The 20258-nt window shown below is 73.6% G+C and carries 21 protein-coding genes and 1 pseudogene; 8 read left to right on the top strand and 14 right to left on the bottom strand.

The features are described from left to right. The first annotated feature begins 191 nt into the window (after positions 1-191). On the top strand, positions 192-842 hold the full coding sequence (locus tag AB0H71_RS24810; RefSeq protein WP_357025328.1) for a TetR/AcrR family transcriptional regulator: 651 nt from the start codon (positions 192-194) through the stop codon (positions 840-842). Between the two features lie 22 nt (positions 843-864). Here the strand turns inward: AB0H71_RS24810 and dapA are convergent, their stop codons facing one another. After that, positions 865-1749 (bottom strand): 4-hydroxy-tetrahydrodipicolinate synthase, encoded by an 885-nt coding sequence (gene dapA, locus AB0H71_RS24805; RefSeq protein ID WP_357025325.1) that lies wholly within the window; start codon positions 1747-1749, stop codon positions 865-867. Between the two features lie 70 nt (positions 1750-1819). Between dapA and AB0H71_RS24800 the strand changes: the two genes are divergently transcribed. Then, complete coding sequence (locus AB0H71_RS24800) at positions 1820-2692, top strand: LysR family transcriptional regulator (protein WP_357025322.1); 873 nt, start codon at positions 1820-1822, stop codon at positions 2690-2692. A gap of 32 nt (positions 2693-2724) precedes the next feature. Here the strand turns inward: AB0H71_RS24800 and AB0H71_RS24795 are convergent, their stop codons facing one another. From AB0H71_RS24795 to AB0H71_RS24765, 7 genes are all read right to left on the bottom strand, one after another. Beyond that, entirely contained in the window at positions 2725-4269 is a 1545-nt protein-coding gene (locus AB0H71_RS24795; protein ID WP_357025589.1) for a TerD family protein, read from the bottom strand. Positions 4270-4313: 44 nt separating this feature from the next. After that, complete coding sequence (locus AB0H71_RS24790; RefSeq protein WP_357025319.1) at positions 4314-4859, bottom strand: hypothetical protein; 546 nt, start codon at positions 4857-4859, stop codon at positions 4314-4316. Further along, positions 4859-5659 (bottom strand): family 1 encapsulin nanocompartment shell protein, encoded by an 801-nt coding sequence (locus AB0H71_RS24785; RefSeq protein ID WP_357025317.1) that lies wholly within the window; start codon positions 5657-5659, stop codon positions 4859-4861. The genes AB0H71_RS24790 and AB0H71_RS24785 overlap by 1 nt, the downstream gene beginning before the upstream one ends. After that, entirely contained in the window at positions 5656-6678 is a 1023-nt protein-coding gene (locus tag AB0H71_RS24780; protein WP_357025314.1) for a Dyp-type peroxidase, read from the bottom strand. The genes AB0H71_RS24785 and AB0H71_RS24780 overlap by 4 nt, the downstream gene beginning before the upstream one ends. A 27-nt stretch (positions 6679-6705) precedes the next feature. Further along, positions 6706-7035, bottom strand: a complete 330-nt coding sequence (locus tag AB0H71_RS24775; RefSeq protein ID WP_357025311.1) for a cupin domain-containing protein — start codon at positions 7033-7035, stop codon at positions 6706-6708. Between the two features lie 70 nt (positions 7036-7105). Then, a complete protein-coding gene (locus AB0H71_RS24770; protein WP_357025308.1) occupies positions 7106-7603 on the bottom strand; it encodes a dihydrofolate reductase in 498 nt (165 codons plus the stop codon). After that, entirely contained in the window at positions 7600-8406 is an 807-nt protein-coding gene (locus AB0H71_RS24765) for a thymidylate synthase (RefSeq protein ID WP_357025305.1), read from the bottom strand. The genes AB0H71_RS24770 and AB0H71_RS24765 overlap by 4 nt, the downstream gene beginning before the upstream one ends. Before the next feature lie 24 nt (positions 8407-8430). Between AB0H71_RS24765 and cobF the strand changes: the two are divergent. The 3 genes and pseudogenes from cobF to AB0H71_RS24750 all read left to right on the top strand — a co-directional run. Then, positions 8431-9159, top strand: a pseudogene (gene cobF, locus AB0H71_RS24760) (precorrin-6A synthase (deacetylating)); the annotation flags it as partial. After that, entirely contained in the window at positions 9136-9564 is a 429-nt protein-coding gene (locus AB0H71_RS24755) for a VOC family protein (protein WP_357025586.1), read from the top strand. The pseudogene cobF and the gene AB0H71_RS24755, both read left to right, overlap by 24 nt. 38 nt (positions 9565-9602) lie before the next feature. Next, complete coding sequence (locus AB0H71_RS24750; RefSeq protein WP_357025303.1) at positions 9603-10469, top strand: DNA-formamidopyrimidine glycosylase family protein; 867 nt, start codon at positions 9603-9605, stop codon at positions 10467-10469. Here AB0H71_RS24750 and AB0H71_RS24745 read toward each other — a convergent pair. From AB0H71_RS24745 to AB0H71_RS24730, 4 genes are all read right to left on the bottom strand, one after another. Beyond that, positions 10462-11973: a carboxylesterase/lipase family protein gene (locus AB0H71_RS24745; RefSeq protein WP_357025300.1), complete on the bottom strand. Its 1512-nt coding sequence runs from the start codon at positions 11971-11973 to the stop codon at positions 10462-10464. The two genes, AB0H71_RS24750 and AB0H71_RS24745, sit on opposite strands and share 8 nt — an antisense overlap. 88 nt (positions 11974-12061) lie before the next feature. Next, entirely contained in the window at positions 12062-13492 is a 1431-nt protein-coding gene (locus AB0H71_RS24740) for an NAD(P)/FAD-dependent oxidoreductase (RefSeq protein WP_357025297.1), read from the bottom strand. Positions 13493-13494: 2 nt separating this feature from the next. Next, positions 13495-13740 (bottom strand): DUF2630 family protein, encoded by a 246-nt coding sequence (locus AB0H71_RS24735; RefSeq protein ID WP_357025295.1) that lies wholly within the window; start codon positions 13738-13740, stop codon positions 13495-13497. 10 nt (positions 13741-13750) lie between these two features. Beyond that, complete coding sequence (locus AB0H71_RS24730) at positions 13751-15121, bottom strand: PLP-dependent aminotransferase family protein (protein ID WP_357025292.1); 1371 nt, start codon at positions 15119-15121, stop codon at positions 13751-13753. Positions 15122-15192: 71 nt separating this feature from the next. Here AB0H71_RS24730 and AB0H71_RS24725 point away from each other — a divergent pair, with 71 nt between their 5' ends. Continuing rightward, positions 15193-15864 (top strand): pyridoxamine 5'-phosphate oxidase family protein, encoded by a 672-nt coding sequence (locus tag AB0H71_RS24725; RefSeq protein ID WP_357025290.1) that lies wholly within the window; start codon positions 15193-15195, stop codon positions 15862-15864. Here AB0H71_RS24725 and AB0H71_RS24720 read toward each other — a convergent pair. Continuing rightward, entirely contained in the window at positions 15851-17203 is a 1353-nt protein-coding gene (locus AB0H71_RS24720) for a hypothetical protein (protein WP_357025287.1), read from the bottom strand. The genes AB0H71_RS24725 and AB0H71_RS24720 overlap by 14 nt on opposite strands. Then, a complete protein-coding gene (locus AB0H71_RS24715) occupies positions 17200-17970 on the bottom strand; it encodes a crotonase/enoyl-CoA hydratase family protein (RefSeq protein WP_357025284.1) in 771 nt (256 codons plus the stop codon). The genes AB0H71_RS24720 and AB0H71_RS24715 overlap by 4 nt, the downstream gene beginning before the upstream one ends. A 53-nt stretch (positions 17971-18023) precedes the next feature. Between AB0H71_RS24715 and AB0H71_RS24710 the strand changes: the two genes are divergently transcribed. After that, positions 18024-18623: a TetR family transcriptional regulator gene (locus AB0H71_RS24710; RefSeq protein ID WP_357025281.1), complete on the top strand. Its 600-nt coding sequence runs from the start codon at positions 18024-18026 to the stop codon at positions 18621-18623. 11 nt (positions 18624-18634) lie between these two features. Further along, a complete protein-coding gene (locus AB0H71_RS24705; RefSeq protein ID WP_357025279.1) occupies positions 18635-20257 on the top strand; it encodes an acyl-CoA dehydrogenase family protein in 1623 nt (540 codons plus the stop codon). Position 20258 lies beyond the last annotated feature (1 nt).

Below are 20258 nucleotides of genomic sequence, written 5' to 3'. Positions count from 1 at the left end.
GACGGGCCGAAATATCTATCGGGTGACAGTTTTGACCCGCCGATCGCGTCTCCGGTGACCGCTGTGTATCGCTCCGGTCAAGCGCCGTAACGTTCGCGTTTCCTGAGTTTCTGTCGGATGACAGGAATCTCCCCGCGCAGCTCAGCGCGGTGCGAGCCGGGCCTGCCCCCGAGCAGTGCCAGAATGGCCCGGTGACGAATCTCGGACCGGGGCGGCCGCGGCTCGAGCAGCGGCGCAGGCACGGGCAGACGCCGCGGGCCGAGATCCTGGACGCCGCAGGCGAGCTCTTCACCACCAAGGGCTACGCCAATACCTCGACCCGCGCGGTCGCCGACGCGGTCGGCATCCGCCAGGCCTCGCTCTACCACCACTTCGCCGCCAAGGACGACATCCTGGACGCGCTGCTCGCCGAGACCGTGGCCGGGCCACTGGAATTCGCCGAGGAGCTGGCTGTTTCCGCCGCGCCGGCCGCCGTGCGGCTCTACGCGCTCGCGCTCTTCGACGTCCGCCAGCTGTGTGGCGCGCGCTGGAATCTCGGTGCGCTGTACCTGCTTCCGGAGCTGCGCACCGAGCGGTTCGCCGCCTTCCGGCTGCGCCGGGACGAGCTGCGGGGGCACTACGAGGAGCTGGCCCGGCTCGTCCTCGCCGACCTCGGCGCCGCTCCCGGCGCGGAGGTGCTTCCGTTCCGGCTGGTGGAGACGGTGATCAATATTCGCTCCGACGAGGGGGTGGCGCCGGGGTACGCCGAGCGCACCATTCCGGAGGCGGTGCTGCGGGTGCTCGGGGCCGAGGGGGGCGTGCGGGCAGAGGCCGTGACCCTGCTGGAATCGCTCGGGGCGTAGTGCTGCGCGGATCGCGCGTCGCCTATCGGCGGTCGAGCTGGTCCAGGCAGGTCAGCGCGGCTGCCGTCGTCTCCGGGAGTGCGGGGAGCAGGGGGAGGCGCACGTGTGCGCTGGGGATTCGGCCCTTGGCGGCGAGGACCGCCTTGACGACGGTCGGATTGGGCTCGGCGAAGAGGGCGCGGGTGAGCGGGACCAGGCGGTTTCCGAGCTGCCTCGCGTGCTCGACCGAGCCCGCGCGCCAGGCTGCGATGAGGTCGGCGTACGGGCGGGCGGCAACATTGGCGCAGGCCAGAATGGCGCCACTCGCGCCGAGGGCGAGTAGCGGAGCGGTGAAGAGGTCGTCCCCGGCCAGGACCGAAACGTGCTCCGGCAGGTCGGCGAGGAAGGCCACGGTGGTCTCGTCGATGCCGCCCGTCGAGTGCTTGAAACCGGCGACGTTCGGGAGGCGGGCGATCCGCCCCAGCGTCTCCGCGCTCAGCGTGCGGCCGGTGCGGTAGGGGATGTTGTAGACGATCAGCGGCACCGGGCTCGCGGCCGCGAGCAGCCGGAAGTGCTCGACCACACCGGCTTCGGACGGGCGCGTGTAGTACGGGACCACCGCGAGTGCCGCGCTGATCCGCCTGTCCAGCGCCGTGACCTGCTCGATCGAGGCGGCGGTGGTATTCGTTCCCGCGCCCGCGACGAGCGGCGCGCCGTACTCCGCGCAGGCATCGGCGCAGATGTCAATGACGGTGGCGCGCTCGTCCGGGGTGAGCGCCGCGGCCTCGGCGGTGGTGCCGAGCGCGACCAGCCCGGTGGCGCCGTCGGCCAGCGCGGAGTGCGCGAGTTCGGCCAGTGCGGCGGTCTCAAGGTCGCCGGTGGCGGTGAACGGGGTGATCAGCGGGACGTACAGGCCGGTGCGGAGCATGAACCGAGCGTGACCCGGTTCTCTCTTCAGGTCCAGTTCGGATTCCCGACGGCGAGCATAAGCTCACCTTATGCTCGATGTCCGCAAGCTGCGGCTGCTCCGCGAACTGGCGCACCGGGGCACCATCGCCGCCGTCGCCGAAGCGCTGAACTACACCCCGTCGGCGGTCTCCCAGCAGCTCACCGCGCTGGAGCGGGAGACCGGCGCGGTCCTGCTGGAGCGCACCGGCCGCCGGGTGACGCTCACCCCCGCCGCGCACGGGCTCGTCGCGCACACCGAGGAGCTCCTAGCCGTCCTGCAGCGCGCCGCCGCCGAACTCGCCACCGCCGCCACCGAACTCACCGGAACCCTGCGCATCGGCGTCTTCCCCTCCGCCGTCCCCGCCATCCTGACCCCCGCCATCGTGGCGCTGAGCAGCGCACACCCCGGCCTCGACCTCATGGTCACCGAGCTCGACCCGGCCTCGGTCCCCGACGCCCTGCGCGGCGAGCGGCTCGATATCGCCTTCATCCAGGAGTACGACTACGTCCCCGTCGTCCCCGACCCCGGCCTGGAAACCGAACCCCTGCTCCGCGAGACCGTCCACCTCGCCGCCCGCTCCGCGCAACCCCTCGCCGCCCACCGCGATTCCGCCTGGATCGCCGGAACCCCCGGCACCCTCTGCCACACCCTCACCCTCCGCGCCTGCGAGGCGGCCGGTTTCCCGCCCCGCATCCGGCACCACGCCGACGATTTCGGTGCGGTACTCGCCCTGGTCGCCGCCGGGCAGGGCGTCGCCTTCGTCCCCGACCTCGGCACCGCCGGTGCCCCGGACGGCGTCGTGCTCACCCCGCTGCCCATCCAGCGCCGGACGCACCTGGCCTATCGCCGCGGCACCGGCGCACACCCCGCGATCACCGCCGCCCGGCGTGCGTTGCGAGGCGACCGCTCCACCGAGGTATGAATTGGAAATCTCCGCACCCGGTGCGGAGAGTTCTACTCCTTGGCCGGTGCGCTCACCCAGGCCAAACCCCAGTTGTACGCCTCGTCGACGGCCATGTTCAGGAAGAAGGGCGGGCGCGTCGGCGGGGGGATGAAGCGGCCCTCGCGGCGCAGGACCAGGTCGCCCGCGACGTTCTCCAGCATGGCTAGCGCGACCTTGCGGGAGTTGTCGGTGCAGCCCGCGACGCTGAGTTCGATGGGGGCGCCGTGCACCGGGTGCAGGGTGGCGGTGGCGGTGACGCCGCGGAAGTCGTCGGCGCCCTCGTAGACCGAGGCGAAGACCAGGATGCGGCGGAAGTCGCGGGTGTGGTCGAGGTCGATGAGGAGGTTCTCGCCGTCCGGGCGGCCGGTGCGGTCGTCGGTGTCGAGTTTCAGGAACGGCGGGCCGGAGAGGCTGCCGAATTCGCCGAGGGCGTGCACGATGCCCTTGCTGCCGTCGTTCAGCTGCCACAGGCAGCACAGGTCCAGGTCGAGGGGGCGGTCCGGGGCGCCGCGGCCCGCGATGCCGCGGATGGCCGGAATGGACCAGCTCAGGTTGATCCTGAGCAGCCCCGAGGTGGCGCCGACGCTGGTCAGCGACAGGGTCGGGAGTTCCTCGGTCACCGCGACCGGCGCGCTCGCGCGCGGGTTCACCACCGTCGGATGCGGCGCGTGCCCCCGCGAGTTCGGGTCGGTCCAGGTGGGTTGCGGGCCCGCACCCCGCGAGTTCGGGTTGATCTGGGTGGGTTGCGACCCTGCGCCCCGCGAGTTCGAGTTGACCTGGGTGGATTGCGGCCCCGCGCCGCGTGAGTTCGGGTTGACCTGGGTGGATTGCGGCCTTGTGCCCCGCGAGTTCGGGTCGACCGGTGTCGGTTGCGACCCTGCGCCGCGCGAGTTCGGGTTGACGAGCGTCGGGTTCGGATGGGTCGGCGCGCTTCCTGCGGGAGCCGAAAAGGGTTGCGGCGTACCGAGATCACCCACGGGATACTGCTGGTCCGGCGTCGGCCCCCGCCCCGGATCCGCACTGTTCCGCGCACCCGGCGCACTCCCGGCGCCCGGCCCCGCGCCGGCTTCCCCCGCCCGCTCCGCGGATTCCGGCACCTCCTCATCCACCGAAACCCCGTGCGCGACAACCAACCCCTCCAACCCGGAGGTATAACCCTGCCCCACAGCCCGGAACCGCCACCCACCCCCGCGCCGGTACAACTCCCCGACGACCAGCGCATTCTCCCCTTCGCCCCGGCACTCGAACGCCGCGACCTCGGCCCCGGTGGTCGACTCGAGCACCCGCGCACCCAGCGCCCCGAGCTCCTCGTCCCCGGCGACCGCGATCACCACCGCGTCGACCCCGTCCTCGATCCGGGAGAGATCGGCGACCAGCATGTGCTCGCGCTCGTAGTGCACCGCCCCGGACGGGTGCGCGGGCTGATTGAAGAACACGAAATCGGCATCGGTGCGCACCCGCCCACCGGTCACCAGCAGCGCGGCGACATCCGGCGCCGCCGAGACCTCGATCCGCAGCACCGAGGTCGGCACCGCGACATTGGCGCCCTTCTTCATCGACACTTCAGCCTCCGCGTCTCGCCCCGCACCAGGTATACCGGTCAGCGGGCGGGCGGTGCCAGGCGCCAGTGCCGTTGTAACGCGGTTGCGATCTCCGGCAGCACGGTGATCGGGATCCGCTTCTCCCGCAGCAGCTGCCGCACCTGCTGCACCTGCTCGCGTTTGCGCATCTCGTAGGCATTGCCCACCGGCCGCACCACCGGCGGGACGGAGAGCAGCACCAGCTCGGCGTCGCCGGTCAGGTCCAGCGCCAGCGCCCAGCGCGCCCGTTCGTCCAGGGTGAAGCGCCCGCCGACCACCCGCTCCCAGGCCAGCGGCTGCGCCGACCAGGGCGTGCGCCGCTCGATCCCCTGCTCGGTGAGCACGACGGCATCCCGCCGGAACAGCGCCACCAGCAGCGCGATCCCGAGCACACCGCCGAGCAGCACCCCGGTGAACACCCGGTTCACCCCGAAGAGCGCGACCACCGCGGCCGAGAGCACCGCCGTCACCAGCACCGCGGCCGCCGCGTAGAGCGCGATCCGGGACCCGGGGACCACCCCGGCCCGCACCGGGCCGGGGCGCTCCGTCGCCACCGCGTCGTCCATCACGCGGAGAGGCAGACCGCGGCTTCGGCGGTGTACACCAGGAACTGGATGCTCTGCTGGAAGTACAACCGCACCGACTCCGCGTCGTGGTTCAGGTAGCCGATGGAAAGATCCTGGCCGACGCGCAGGTCGAAATCGCCACCGCGGCCGGTGAGCACGACGGCGCCGTCGATGGCGGGGGCCCAGATGATCTCGCCGTCCGGCAGCAGCCGCTCGATGTGCGTGCGGATCGGGTGGCCGTGATCGGAGGTCTCCGAGACCTCGGTGTAGAGGTCGGCGCTGAGCAGCACCGAGTACGGCCCGTCGACGCCGGCCAGCCGCAGCGCGGAGAGCGCCTGCGCGACCGCCTCCGGCACCAGCCTGGTGTCGGTGGGCAGCGCGATCGGCCGGTTCGAGGCACTGGCCCTGATGCCCTTGATGCCCGCGGCCGGGTAGCCCTCGAAGACCGCGCGGTCCTCGGCGAAGGCGATCTTGCGGGCGGCGTCCTTCACCGGGTCCAGGTCGGTGTCCTGCGAGCCGCGCTCGACATTGTCGAGCTCCTCGCGGGAGAGCGTGAACGGCACCCGCAGCTCCACCAGCGGCGCTACCACCCGCTGCCGCGCCTCGACGCCCTGGTCCGGCGCGGCGATCGGGGTGGTGCGGCCGAGCCCCACCGCGGAGTAATCCACCCCGAACGGCCCGGAGACATCCACCACGCGGCGCCCGGCGATGTGCCGCTTGAAGGTGCGCTTCGCCTCCTCCTCGATCTGCGCCCAGGCCTCGGACGTGATCGGCGCCAGTTCGCGGTGCAGGTTGTTCATCGGTTGGTGCTCCTTTTCAGCGTGCCGATTCCCAGCGAGCCGTCGCCCGGGCGGGCGGCGGCGGGCGCCGCCCGCTGCTCCGGCGGATCGGGAAGGTCGTCGAAGAAGTCGTTGGGCGGCGTGAAGAACAGCGTGCCGGTGACCGCGATGGAGAAGTCCAGGATGCGGTCGTAGGTGGCGTCCGGGGTGCCGGTGAACATGCGCTCCAGCATGCGTTCGGTGACGCTCGGCGTGGCCGCGTAGCCGACGAAGTAGGTGCCGAACTCGCCGTCCTTAACGCTGCCGAAGGGCATATTGGCGCGCAGGATCTGCCGCTCGGTGCCGTCCTCGTCGACGATGGTGTTCACCGCGACGTGCGAGTCCGGCGGCTTGACGTCGTCGGCCATCTCGAAGTCGTCCAGCTTGCTGCGGCCGATCACCCTCTCCTGCTCGGGCACCGGCAGCGCCCGCCACTTGTCCATGGGGTGCACGTACTTCTGCACGATGACGTAGCTGCCGCCCGCGAAATCCGGATCCTGGTCGCCGATCAGCGCGGTGCGCCCGGCGTCGGACTGCGGGGTCGCGCCCTCGGGATTCTCGGTGCCGTCCACGAAGCCGAGCAGGTCGCGCTGCTCGAAGTAGCGGAAGCCGACCGTCTCGTCCACGATCCGCACCGCGTCGCCGAGCCGGTCGCCGATCACCATGGCCAGCTCGAAGCAGGCGTCGTGCACCTCGGCCTTGATGTGGAAGAGCAGGTCGCCGGGGGTGCCCGGCGCGCTGTGCACCTCGCCCCTGAACTCGCGGAACTCGTGCAGCTCGGCCGGGCGCGGCCCGGCGAAGAGCCGGTCCCACGCCGCCGAACCGATGGAGGCGACGCAGGTCAGCCCGGCGCCCGGCAGCCGGAAGCCGACCGAGCGGCGGAGCCCGGGCAGGTCGGCGAGCAGGTCGCGGACCACCGGCTCGCCCCCCTCGGCGATCGTGGCGACGAGGAAGATGGCGGCCGGTGTGAGCGGTTCGAGGATCGGCTGTGGCTCACCCATGCCAGCCAGCCTAGAACGTCGGCGCGCTCAGGACTTCGCGACGGTCAGCAGAAACGCCACATCATCCACAGCCTTCACGCTGTGCCGCGCCCTGGGGACAACCAGCAGATCGCCCGCCGACCCCTTCCACTCCGTACTGCCGCTGATCAGGGTGAGCGTGCCGCTGATCACCAGCAGCGTCGCCTCTCCGGCGTTGTCGTGCTCGCCGAGGCTCTGCCCGGCGGTCAGCGCGACAACGGTCTGCCGCAGGGCATTCGCGTGTCCGCCGAACAGGGTCTGCGAACTCCGGCCGCTGGTCGCGGTTCCCGCCAGTTTCAGTTGCTGCCGGGCCACCGCGGTGAGCGATTTCTTGTCCATGACAACCTTTCGCGCCGACAGGTGCTGATGAACCGAAGTATGCCCGACCCCCGGCGGCGATATGCCGGGTTCAGCCCTCCGCGCGCCGATACCGGCGGATGCGGTAGCGGACGCCGGAGGTGGAGAGCTCCCAGGCGGCCTCGTCGGCCACCCACTCCGGGCCGAGCGCGGGGGCGAAGCTGTCGCCCTCGACTTCCAGCTCGACCTCGGTAACGGCGAGGTCGGTGGCGGCGGCGAGCGCAGCGCGGTAGATCTCGGCGCCGCCGATCACCCAGACCGTTCCGGTGCCCGCCAGCGCCAGCGCGGCCGGGATCGAGGGGGTGGGCTCGGCGCCGTCGGCGCGCCACCCCGGCTGCCTGGTGACGACGATATTGCGGCGGCCGGGCAGCGGGCGGAACCGCGCGGGCAGCGAGTCCCAGGTGCGGCGGCCCATGACGACCGGGTGGCCGGCGGTGGTCGCCTTGAAGTGCGCGACGTCCTCCGGCACCCGCCACGGAATGCCGTTGTCCCTGCCGATCACCCCGGCCGGAGTCTGCGCCCAGATCAGCCCGACGGTCCTGGCGGTCACACCGCCACCGGCGCCTTGATGGTCGGGTGGTGCCGGTATCCGAGTACCTCGACGTCGGCGTAGTCGTAGCCGAAGAGCGATTCGGCCTTGCGCAGCCGCAGCTCCGGGAAGGGGTAGGGGTCGCGGCTCAGCTGCTCGGTGACCTGCGCGACGTGGTTGTCGTAGATGTGGCAGTCGCCGCCGGTCCAGACGAACTCGCCGAGGCCGAGCCCGGCCTGCTGCGCCACCATGTGGGTGAGCAGGGCGTACGAGGCGATATTGAAGGGGACGCCGAGGAAGAGGTCGGCGCTGCGCTGGTACAGCTGGCAGGAGAGCTTGCCGTCCGCGACGTAGAACTGGAACAGCGCGTGGCACGGCGCGAGCGCCATCTTGTCCAGCTCGGCGACGTTCCAGGCGGAGACCAGCATGCGCCGGGAGTCCGGGTCGGTGCGGAGCGTCTCCAGCACGCCGGTGATCTGGTCGATGTGGCGGCCGTCGGGGGTGGGCCACGACCGCCACTGCACGCCGTAGACCGGGCCCAGCTCGCCGTCCGGGCCGGCCCAGTCGTCCCAGATCTTCACCCCGCGCTCCTGCAGCCAGCGCGCGTTGGAGTCGCCGCGGAGGAACCAGAGCAGCTCGTAGACCACCGACTTGAGGTGCACGCGCTTGGTGGTGACCAGCGGAAACCCGGCGGCCAGGTCGTACCGCAGCTGGTGGCCGAAGACGCTGCGGGTACCGGTGCCGGTGCGGTCGCCCTTGGCGGTTCCGGTGCTCAGGACCAGGCGCAGCAGGTCCTCGTACTGGGTGTCCGGCGCAGTCGTCACACCTCGACTCTAGAGTCTCGGCGCATGCGGACGCTCCACGTGATCGGAATCGGCGCCGGCCACCCGGACCAGGTGACCCTGCAGGCCGTCGCGGCGATCGGCCGGGTCGACACCTTCTTCGTCATCGGCAAGGGCGAGGACAAGCGGGAACTGCTCGACCTGCGCGCCACCATCCTCGACCGGCACGCCAAGCCGGGGCACCGGGTGGTCGAGGTGCAGGACCCCCCGCGCGACCGCGACCCCGGCGACTACCGCGGCGCGGTCGAGGACTGGCACCGCCGCCGCGCCGCCCTGCTCGCCGCCGAGTTCGCCGCCGCCGACGGGGTCGGCGGCATCCTGGTCTGGGGCGACCCGGCGCTCTACGACAGCACGCTGCGGCTGATCGAGACCATTCGCGGCAGCCAGGATTTCGAGTACACCGTGATCCCCGGCATCACCAGCCCGCAGGCGCTGGCGGCGGCGCACCGCACGGTGCTGCACGGCATCGGCGAGCCGGTGCACATCACCACCGGCCGCAGGCTCCGCGCCGAAGGGCTCGGCAACGACCCGACGCTGGTCATGCTGGACGGCGACTGCGCGTGGACCACGCTCCCGCCGGACGGCGTGCACATCTGGTGGGGCGCCTACCTCGGCATGCCGGACGAGGAGCTGATCGAGGGCCCGCTCGCCGAGGTCGGGCCGCGCATCGTGGCCCGCCGCGCCGAGCTGCGCGCCGCCAAGGGCTGGATCATGGACATCTACCTGCTCCGCCGCGGCACCCTGGTGCCGCCGCTGGTCATCGCGCTGCCCACCGAGGACCGCCGCCGCGCCGTCACCTTCTACCGCGACGCCCTCGGCCTCGAACCCTTCGGCGAACTCGCCGACGACGGCGTTCCCGAGCCCCTGCGGTACCGCCTCGACGCCCGCACCACCCTCATGCTCGTCCCCACCGGCGGTTTCGGCTGGGTCCTCGGCGACCGCCCGATCGCCGATCCAGGCGCCAGCGAATGCCTCCTCGGCCTCGACCTCCGCACCGATGCCGACGTCACCGCCGCCACCGACCGCGCCCGCGCGGCGGGCGCCACCGTCATCACCGCCCCCGGTGCCCAGCCCTGGGGCTTCACCGCCACCTTCGCCGACCCCGACGGTCACGTCTGGCAGCTGACGGCGCCGAGTTGATCCCCGCACCTGTCGCCCCCCGCCGGTAACCTGACGATGTGCCCGAACTGCCGGAGATCGAGGCGCTGGCGCAGTTCCTGCGGGAGCATGCGACCGGTGCGGTGGTCGGGCGGATCGATGTGGCGGCGCTGAGCGCGGTGAAGACCTTCGAGCCGCCGATCACGGCGCTCTCCGGGCGGGATGTGACGGGGGCGGGGCGGTTCGGGAAGTTCCTCGGGCTGGAGTGCGGCGGGTTGTGGCTGCTCACGCATTTGTCGCGGGGCGGCTGGCTGCGCTGGATCGACGAGCCGAGCCCGAACCCGCCGAAGCCGGGGAAGGGGCCGCTGGCGCTGCGGGTGCACTTCTTCACCCCGGCGGGCGCGACCCCCGCCTTCGACCTCACCGAGGCGGGCACCAAGAAGCGGCTGGCGGTGTACGTGGTGGAGGATCCGCAGCAGGTGCCGGGGATCGCCCGGCTCGGGCCGGACGCGCTGGCGCTCACCGAGGCGGAGTTCGGCGCGATCCTGCACGGCACCTCGCAGCGGATCAAGACCGCCATCGTGGACCAGACGCTGCTCGCGGGGATCGGCAACGCCTACTCGGACGAGATCCTGCACACCGCCAAGGTCTCGCCGTTCGCCAATACCAAGACGCTGCCGGAGGCGAAGACGGCCGAGCTGTACGACGCCATGCGCGCGGTGCTCACCGACGCGGTGCAGCGCTCGGTCGGGCAGGACGCCGCCCGGCTGAAGGGCGAGAAGCGCTCGGGGATGCGGGTGCACGCCCGCACCGGCGAAGCCTGCCCGGTCTGCGGCGACACCGTGCGCGAGGTCTCCTACGTGGATCGCTCGTTCCAGTACTGCCCCACCTGCCAGACCGGCGGCCGGACCCTCGCCGACCGCCGGATGTCCCGGCTGCTCAAGTGAGGCTCGGCACCCCGACGCCCTGCCAGGCCAGCCGCTTGGTCGGCTCCGGATCGTGCTCGACCCGGGTCGGGTCGTCGATGATCAGGGTGCTGCGCCGCTCCTCGGTGTAGCGCGGCCAGGAGGGCAGCGGGGTTCCGGTGCGCGCGAACTCCACCCAGTTGTCCTGGAATTGCCTGGTGACGGCGCGCAGCCCGCTGCCGCCGCCGGCCGCGGTGATGGCCCGGCCGAGCGGCCCCTCGCCGCCGCCGAAGACCGGGATGAGGTCGGAGGCGTGGGTGGCGCCGAGCCCGGCGAGGTGCAGCGCGCGCGGGGCGAAGTCGTAGCGGTAGGCGTAGGTCGGGGCGTGCCTGCTGTGCCCGGCCATCACCCGCAGCGACGGCCGCCAGAAGACGTAGTCGCCACCGGCCCGCACCGCGACCCGGGGATCGTCCGCGAAGCCGGGGTAGGCGGCGGCGATCCGCTCCTGGTCGGCGCCGACCGACTCCAGCGCGGAGCGCAGCCGGTCGGGGGTGGTCGGCAGCTCGTCGGCGAACTTGGCGAAGAGCGTGCCCTCGTCCCGGTTGGTGCCGATGATCAGCGGCACCCGGTGCGCGCTGCCCTCCTCGATGGCCTGCACCGGCGGCAGCGGCAGGTACTCGCCGTCGACCACGGGCGCGGTGGGGAAGAGGCCGCGCCGCTCGTGCACGACCCGGCGCGCGACCTTGTTGAAGGCGCGGCGCAGGTCGTGCCCGTCGACGGTGCCGAGCGCCCTGTTCGCCGTCTCCGGGGCGATGTCCAGCTCGTCCAGGCAGCGGCGGGCGAAGGTGCGCGCGTCGTCGGCGGTCATCGCCCAGTCGGCGGGCGGGCTCTGCGAGATGGCGCGGTGGAAGAGGCCGCCCGCCTCGGGGGTGCCGAGCAGGGCGAGCACGGCGTGCGCGCCCGCGGATTCGCCGAAGATCGTGACATTGCCCGGGTCGCCACCGAAGGCGGCGATATTGTCGCGCACCCAGCGCAGCGCGGCCACCTGGTCGCGCAGCCCCAGGTTGCTCTCGTAGGCGCGGCTCTCGCTGCTGTACTCGCTGAAGTCCACGTAGCCGAAGACGCCGAGCCGGTAGTTCAGCGAGACCACGATGGCGTCGCCGCGCTGCGCCAGCCTGGCCCCGGAGTAGAGCCCGAGCGCCGAGGTGCCGAAGAGGTACCCGCCGCCGTGGATGAAGACCAGCACCGGCCGCGGCGAGGCGGCGGCCCGCGCGGGCACCGTGACATTCAGTGTCAGCGAATCCTCGCTGGTCGGCTGGTACCCGCGCGGGCCGATCCGGGCTCCCGCGCGGTGCTGCATGGCCGCGTTGCCGAACTCGGTCGCGTCCCGGACGCCGGACCACGGCTGCACCGGCTGCGGCGCGCGGAAGCGCTGGTCGCCGGTGGGCGGGGCCGCGTACGGAATGGATCGCCAGCGCAGTACCCGGCGACCGCGGCGACCGCGGACGACGCCGTCGGCGATCGTGATGTCTGTCGTTGCCACCATGCCCCGATGGTATCCAGCGCGGGCGCTTGCCGACAGGGGTAACCGGAACCGGCGGTACCGCGGACCCGACCGGCACCGGGTGCCAGCGCTACCGCCGCGCCTCCAGCAACCGCAGCCAGAACTCGCTGACCGCCGGAAACGCCGGGACCGCGTGCCACAGCGTCGCCAGCGGTACCCGGCCGACCACCGCGATGGTCGCCGCGTGCAGCTGCTCACCCACCTCCGGCCCGACGAAGGTGGCGCCGACCAGGGTGTCGGTGGTCTCGTCGATCACCAGCTTGGCGTGCCCGGCATAGTCGTCCCTGGCCAGCGCCGAACCCGCCACCGCGATGTCCAGCTCGACCGCCGAGACGGTGAGCCCGCGCTCCCTGGCCGCGGCCTCGGTGAGCCCGACCGCCGCCACCTCCGGCGCGGTGTAGACCACCTGCGGCGCCAGGTCGTGGTCGGCCAGCGCGGTGTAGCGGGCGTCGTCCAGCGGGCGGCCGTCGGCGCGGGCGGCGATCACCTCGCCCGCCACCCTGGCCTGGTACTTGCCCATGTGCGTGAGCGCGACCCGGTGGTTCACATCGCCGACCGCGTACAGCCACTCGCCGGGCACCCCGTCGACGGTGAGGTGGTCGTCGACCGCGAGGTAGCCGGGCTCCAGCCCGACGGTCGCCAGCCCGAGGTCGCCGGTGTGCGGGGCGCGGCCCGCCGCCACCAGGATCTCGTCGGCCTCGACGGTCGCCCCGTCACTCAGCTCGACGGTGACCGGGCCGCCGTGGATCCGGCCTTCGCCGGTGTCGGCGGCCGCCGGCCGGTGCACCCGCTCCGGCTGCGCGCCGAAGCGGAGCTCGACCCGCCCGGTCGCGGTGAGCGCGGCCGCGACCCGCTCGCCCGCGAACGGCTCGTTCCCGGCGAGCAGGGCCCGCCCGCGGACCAGCAGCGTCACCCGCGCGCCGAGCGCGGCCAGCCAGGTCGCGGCCTCGCAGGCGACGACGCCGCCGCCGATGATGGCGATGTGGCCGGGGATCTCGGTGACGGCGGTGGCGTCGCGCGAGGTCCAGGGCAGCGCCGCGCGCAGGCCGGGGACATCGGGGACCGCTGCGGTGGTGCCGGTGGCGACGACGACGGCGTGCCTGGCGCGCAGGGTGCGGCCGTCCACCTCGACGGTGCGCTCGCCCGCGAGCCGCCCGTGCCCGCGGACCACCGTGATCCGGTTGTCCTCGGCCCAGTCGACCTGGGAGCAGTCGTCGTGGCCGCGGTCGTCGCGGTGCGTGAAGGAGTCGCGGCGGGCCAGCACCGCTGCCACGTCGAGGCCGTCGGCGGTGACGCCGGGCATGGCCCTGGCGGCGGCGAGCACGTGGCCGGGGCGGAGCAGCGCCTTGCTGGGGATGCAGGCCCAGTAGGAGCACTCGCCGCCGACCAGCTCGCGCTCGACCAGCGCGGCGGTGCGGTCGCTGCCCGCGATGGCGTAGGCGGCGGCGTTCTCGCCGGCCGGCCCCGCCCCGATCACGATGACGTCGAATTCGTCGGTCACGGCTACTGGAGGTAGTTCTCGACCTGGCCGGGCGGGTTGACCTCGGCGTCGTCGGGGGATTCGCCCGCGTCCAGCCGGGCCCGGCGCTGCCGCAGCAGGTCCCAGCACTGGTCGAGGGTGACCTCGAGTTCGGCGAGCTTGCGGCGCTCGGTCTCCGGATCGATCTCCCGGTTCTCGGCCTGCGATCGGAGCTCGTGCTCCCGGTCGACCAGCTCACGGATACGGGCCAGGAGGTCCTGTTCGCTCATGCCGCCCATGCTACGACCGTCGCAGGCACTCACCCGCTATCCGAGCGGCGACGGCGAGCTCGGGCTCGCTCGCCGCCGAGTAGCCGAGCGCGACGCCGAAGCGGTGCGGCTCGCCGAGGTGGTGCCTGGCCAGGCCGTCGAAGAGCACGCCGCGCGCCGCGGCGGCGCGGACCGCGTCCCGTTCGGCCGCGGCATCGGGGAGCGGAACTACGACGTGCGAGCCCGCGTCGTCGCCGAGCACCTCGAGGCCGGTGAGGTGGTCGAGCAGCAACGTGCGACGGGCGGGCATGACCCGGCGCAGTTTGCGCAGGTGTCCGGCGAGATCGCCGTGCGCGGCGAGTTCGGCGAGGACCAGCTGGCCCGCGGGCGACGGCGCGGTGCCGGTGTGGTCCCGGTGCGCGAGCACCGCGGCGGCCACCTCGGGCGCGGCGACCAGCCAGCCCGCGCCGAGCGTGGGGGAGAGGATCTTGCTGGTGGTGCCGAGGTGCACCACCACGTCCGGGGCCAGCGCGGCGAGCAGCGGCAGCGGGGCGGTGTCGTAGCGGAGCTCGCCGTCGTAGTCGTCCTCCAGCACCAGGAAGCGGCGCTCGCGGGCCAGGTCGACCAGGTGCACCCGGCGCTCCGCGCTCATCCGGCTACCGAGCGGGAACTGGTGCGCGGGGGTGCAGTAGACCGCGGCGACGCCGTCCGGGATCAGGTCGACGCGCAGCCCGCCGTCGTCCACCGGCACCGGGAGCACCCGCAGCCCGGCGGCCAGGAAGCCGCCGACCGCGCGCTGGTAGCCGGGGTCCTCGACGGCCACCGCCGCGCCCGGCGGCAGCGCCGCGGCGGCGATCTCGGCGACCGCGGCGCCGGTGCCGGTGGTCGCCAGCACGGTCACCTCGGGTCCGGCGGCCAGGCCGCGGTGGCGCAGCAGGTGCTCGGCGACGGCGCCGCGGTAGACGGGCTCGCCCGCCCGGTCGCGCCGGGTGGCGGGCAGCCGGTCGGCGGCGGCGCGCCAGGCCCGGCGCCAGGCCGCCCGGTCGATGACGGCGGCGCAGGGCGCGCCCGGCGCGAGGTCGATCAGGCCGTGGTGTTCGGTTTCGGACGGCGGCGGCGCCGGGGCCGCGGGCGCAGCGGCGGGTGCGGCGAGCAGGTAGGTGCCCGAGCCCTGCCGCCCGCCCAGCCAGCCCTCGGCGTGCAGGCGGTCGTACGCCGCCGCGACCACGGTGCGGCTCACCCCGAGCCGGGCCGCGAGCGCGCGGGAGGAAGGCAGCCGGTCGCCCCGGCGCAGCAGCCCGGAGCCCGCCGCGCCGCGCAGACCATCCGCGACCTGCACGGCGAGCGGGACCGCGCTCGCCCGGTCGACGGCGAGCGGCAGGTCATCGGCGGGGGTGGGCATGCGAAGTGGTCTTCCGAAGTCCTCGGGAATTGGCTATTCGATAATGCCACCCCCGGCGTCACGCTGGAACCATGACCGAACGTGCCCCGCTCGCCCCGACCCCCCGCACCCGGCTCACCCGCAGCCGGGAGCGCGGCCGCACCGACCGCGCCGAGCTCGACGCCCTGCTCGACGCGGGCGCGCTCTGCCACCTCGGCGTCGTGCTCGACGGCGCCCCGCTGGTGGTGCCGACCGTCTACGGCCGCGACGGCGACACTCTCTACCTGCACGGCTCCACCGGCTCCGGGAACATGCGGGCCGCGCTCACCGGCGACGTCTGCGTGAGCGTCACCCAGGTGGACGGCATCGTCTACGCCCGCTCGGCCATGCACTTCTCGATGAACTTCCGCTCGGCGGTGATCCACGGCAGGCCGGAGCGGCTCACCGACACCGAGCGGCGGCTGCACGCGCTGCGGGTGGTCGTCGAGCACACCGCCCCCGGCTCCTGGGAGCGGGTGCGGCCGCCCAGCGACCGGGAGCTGGCGGCGACGCTGGTGCTCGCGCTCGACCTCACCGAGGCCTCGGTGAAGGTGCGCACCGGTGGGCCGGTGGACGATGCCGGCGACATCGCGGCCGGCGGGGTCTGGGCCGGGGTGCTGCCGATGCGTCAGGTCTTCGACCCGCCCATCTCCTCGGCCGACCTGGAACCCGGGGTCGGCGTACCGGATTCGGTGCTGCGGCGGGTCGCCGTCACCACGGTGTGAGCGGCAGCCCGAAGGGTTCGGCGGCGCGCAGCAGCGCGGCGCTCAGTTCGGCGCGGGTGCGCTCGGGCTCCAGGCTGACCAGGGCCAGGGTGTACTCGCCGCCGAGGTGGCAGAGGTAGCCGGAGAGGCGGGTGCGCGGCAGCCGGTCCGGGCGCAGCCCGGGGTGGATGGCGCGGGCGGCCATGCCGGTGCAGCGGCTCGGGCCGAGGGCGCCGATGGAGGCCGGGAGCGGGCCGATATTCGAGCAGAGGATGTCGCGTTCGCCCGCGCCCGCGGCGAGGGTGTGGGCCCAGCGGTCCGGGAGCACCTGGAGGATCTGCTCCGGGATGCCCGCCGGGCTGGTCATGCGGTACTCGTAGGCGGCGCGGGCCTTCTCGCGCAGGTCGGCGGGGGTGTCGGTGCGGGTGATGCGGAGGGCGGTGACCGCGAGGTCGTTGTCGACGCGCGGTTCGGCCCTGGTGTCGACCGGGAGGCTCGCGGTGAGTTCGTCCCGGTGGTGGCCGAGTTCCCAGAGGGTGTGCGCGATCAGCGCCACAAAGAGGCTATTGGGGGTGCCCTTGTGCTCCTCGGCAATGGAATCCCAGGTGGCGAGGGGGGATTGGGCGACGAGGGTGACGGTGGCGGTGGTGTCCGGTGGGACCGGGGAGGTGCGGAGCCGGGGTCCGCGGTCCGCGGGGAGTGCGCGCCGGGGGATCGACCGCTGCGTCACCGGTGCCACGGGTTGTAGCAGTGCGGGGGCGGTGAGCGGCCCCGTGGCGCGATGCGCGGCTGGACCGGAGACACCGCGCCGCAACCGTTCCCACCCCGCCCGCGCGGTCCCATCGAGCACCACACCCCACTGCCGCCGGGCATCCCCCCAGTCACTCCGCGCGTCCAGCGGAAGCACCTCCACCGCACCCGCGACCCCGCGCAGCGCGCGATCCGCGGCGAGGACAAGCGCCCGGCCATCCGCCAGCACGTGCGAGCAGGTCAGCGAGACCACCGCGCCGCCGTCGGCGAGCGGCGCGTACGCCAGCCGCCACCCGGGCCCGCGCGCGGGGTCCAGCTCGGCGCCGCGCGCGTCGGCCCAATCCAGCAGCCCGGCAACGGGCAGCACTCCGTAGAGCGTCAGCGGCAGACCGCGCACATTGCGCACCCACGCGCGCCGCGCCCCCGGCACCCGGGCACTCCGCACCCGCCGCCCGAGCTCCCCGGTCCGCAGCCCCTCCCGCAGCGCCCACAGCACCCCGACCGGCACCCGCTCGGCGGTCCGCCACACCCCCTGCAGCACGATCGGCGTCCCCATACCGCGATGCGTCCGCAGAAAGATCTCGTCCACGACGCTCAGCCGTGCCGTCACGACGAGGCGGCCTCCCCGTGCCGCCCCGCTCCGGAGGCGAACCGCCGCGCCCCCTCCAGGGCGCCACCGGCGAGCGCCCGCAGCCCGTGGTGGTATTCGGCGCGCAGGGCATCGGCCTCGTCCAGCCCCTCCTGCTCCAGCACCGACATGCGGTCCGAGCGCAGGCACGGCTGCGGCAGCCCGGCCAGCTCCCGCGCGAGCTCCTCGGCGGCGGCCCGGGCCTGCCCGGCGGGCACCACCCGATTCGCCAGCCCGATGGCGAGCGCCTCGGCGGCATCCACCGCGCGCCCGGTGAGGATCAGCTCCATGGCCCGCCCCTGGCCCACGATCCGCGGCAGCCGCACCGTGCCGCCGTCGATGAGCGGCACACCCCAGCGCCGGCAGAACACGCCGAAGGTGCTGTCCGCCTCGGCGATGCGCAGATCGCACCAGAGCGCCAGCTCCAGCCCGCCCGCCACCGCGTACCCGGAGACGGCGGCGATCACCGGCTTGCTCAGCACCATCCGGGTCGGCCCCATCGGCCCGTCGCCGTCCTCGGTGACGACATTCGAGCGCTCGGTGCCGAGCCCCTTCAGGTCGGCGCCCGCGCAGAAGGTGCCATTGGCGCCCCAGAGCACCGCGACGGCCGCCTCCTCGTCCGCGTCGAACGCGCGGAAGGCGGCGCTGAGCGCGGCGGCGGTGGGGCCGTCCACCGCATTGCGCGCCTCGGGGCGATCCAGGATCACCGTGGTCACGGGGCCGGAGCGTTCTACCCGCACTGCGTTCACGGGTCGACCCTACCCCCTTGCGCGAAGAAGTGAATGGATGCTTCACTTCTTGCGTGGCGTACCGCAGAACCCCCGCCGTGCAGGCCCGGCTCGATGCGCAGGCCGGGCTGATCACGCAGGCCGCCGGGCGGGTGCTCGCGCGGGACGGTTTCGCCGGGCTCTCCATGGCCGCGGTGGCCGCCGAGGCCGAGATCGCCACCGGCACCGTCTACAAGCACTACGCGGGCAAGGCCGAGCTGGTGCGGGCGGTCTTCCGGAAGGTCGTCACGCACGAGGTGGCCGCGGTGCGCTCGGCCGCGAATGCCGCGGAGCTCTCGTCGGCGGAGCGGGTCTCGGCCGCCGTCCGCACCTTCGCCGGGCGCGCCCTGCGCAACCCCAAGCTGGCCTACGTGCTGCTCGCCGAGCCGGTGGACGCCGCCGTCGACGCCGAGCGGCTGCACTTCCGGCGCGCCTTCGCCGAGACCTTCGAGGGCGCGGTCGCGGCGGGCATCGCCCGCGGCGAGCTGCCGCCGCAGCGCCCTGCGGTCACCGCGGCGGCGCTGGTCGGCGCGATCGGCGAGGTGCTGGTCGGCCCGCTCGCCACCGAACCCGCCGACGCCGCCGTCATCGACGACCTGGTGGCCTTCGCGCTGCGCGCGCTCGGCCTCCGCTGAGAGGAGCGATCATGCACACCCACGACGTCTTCAACCAGGTGCCCGACATCGTCCCGTTCGACGTCTCCCGCAACCCCGCGCTGCTGGAGGGGCTGCACCGGGAGGGCGGCGGCTGGGCCGAGCCCGAGGTCCGCGCGCTCGGGCTGCGCGCGGGCGGCGCCGAGGCGCAGGAGTGGGGCCGGCTCGCCAACGACTACCCGCCGGTGCTGCGCACGCACGACCGCTACGGCAACCGGATCGACGAGGTCGAGTTCCACCCGGCCTGGCACGAGCTCATGGCGGTCGCGGTCGAGCACGGGCTGCACGGCTCGCCCTGGCTGGACGACCGGCCCGGCATGCACGTCGCGCGCGCCGCCAAGTTCCACACCTGGGGCGTCGCCGACGCCGGGCACATGTGCCCGATCTCCATGACCTACGCCGTGATCCCCGCGCTCCGGCACAACCCCGAGCTCGCCGCGCGCTACGAGCCGCTGCTCGGCTCGCGCAGCTACGACTTCGGGCTGCGGGAACCGTCGAGCAAGACCGGGCTGATCGCGGGGATGTCCATGACCGAGAAGCAGGGCGGCTCGGACGTGCGCGCCAACACCACCACCGCCACCCCGCAGCCGGACGGCGCCTACCGGATCGTCGGGCACAAGTGGTTCACCTCGGCGCCCATGTCGGACCTGTTCCTCACCCTGGCCAAGGCGCCCGGCGGGCTCTCCTGCTTCCTGCTGCCCCGGGTGCTGCCGGACGGCACCCGCAACCCGATCCGCATCCAGCGGCTCAAGGACAAGCTCGGCAACAAGTCCAACGCGTCGTCGGAGATCGAGTACGAGAACGCCACCGGATGGCTGGTCGGCGCCGAGGGCGCCGGCGTGAAGACCATTATCGAGATGGTCAATATGACCAGGCTGGACTGCGTGATCGGCTCCGCCACCGGGATGCGGATCGGCGCCGTGCACGCCGTGCACCACGCCAGGCACCGGCAGACCTTCGGCAAGGCCCTGATCGAGCACCCCGCCATGCGCAATGTGCTGGCCGACCTGGTGATCGAGTCGGACGCCGCCACCACCGTCATGATGCGGCTGGCCGGCGCCACCGACCGGGCCGGCGCCGACCCCGCCGAGGCCGCGCTGCGCCGGATCGCGCTCGCCATCACCAAGTACTGGGTCTGCAAGCGCGCCCCCGCGCACGCCGCCGAGGCGCTGGAGTGCCTCGGCGGCAACGGGTACGCCGAGGAGTCCGGCATGCCGCGGCTCTACCGCGAGGCGCCGCTCATGTCCATCTGGGAGGGGTCGGGGAATGTCGCCGCGCTCGACGCGCTGCGCGCCATGGCCAGGCAGCCGGAGTCGGTCGAGGCGTACTTCGCCGAGGTCGCGCTGGCCCGCGGCGCCGACCCGCGGCTGGACGACGCCATCGACCGCGTCGGCAAGGAGCTCACCGACCTCTCCGACATCGAGTACCGCGCGCGCCGCGTCATCGAGCTCATGGCCCTGGTCCTGCAGGGCGCCCAGCTGGTCAGGCACGGCCACTCGGCCGTCGCCGACGCCTTCTGCGCCACCCGCCTCGGCGCCGACTGGGGCATCGCCTTCGGCACCCTGCCGGTCGGCGTCGACACCAGGGCCATCGTCGAGCGGGCGTTCGTGGACTGAG

Origin of the sequence: Nocardia sp. NPDC050697 (assembly GCF_040654395.1) — a bacterium.
GTDB lineage: Bacteria > Actinomycetota > Actinomycetes > Mycobacteriales > Mycobacteriaceae > Nocardia.
The sequence above is the reverse complement of the archived record's forward strand: the minus strand, read 5'-3'. Positions and strand labels throughout refer to the sequence as shown.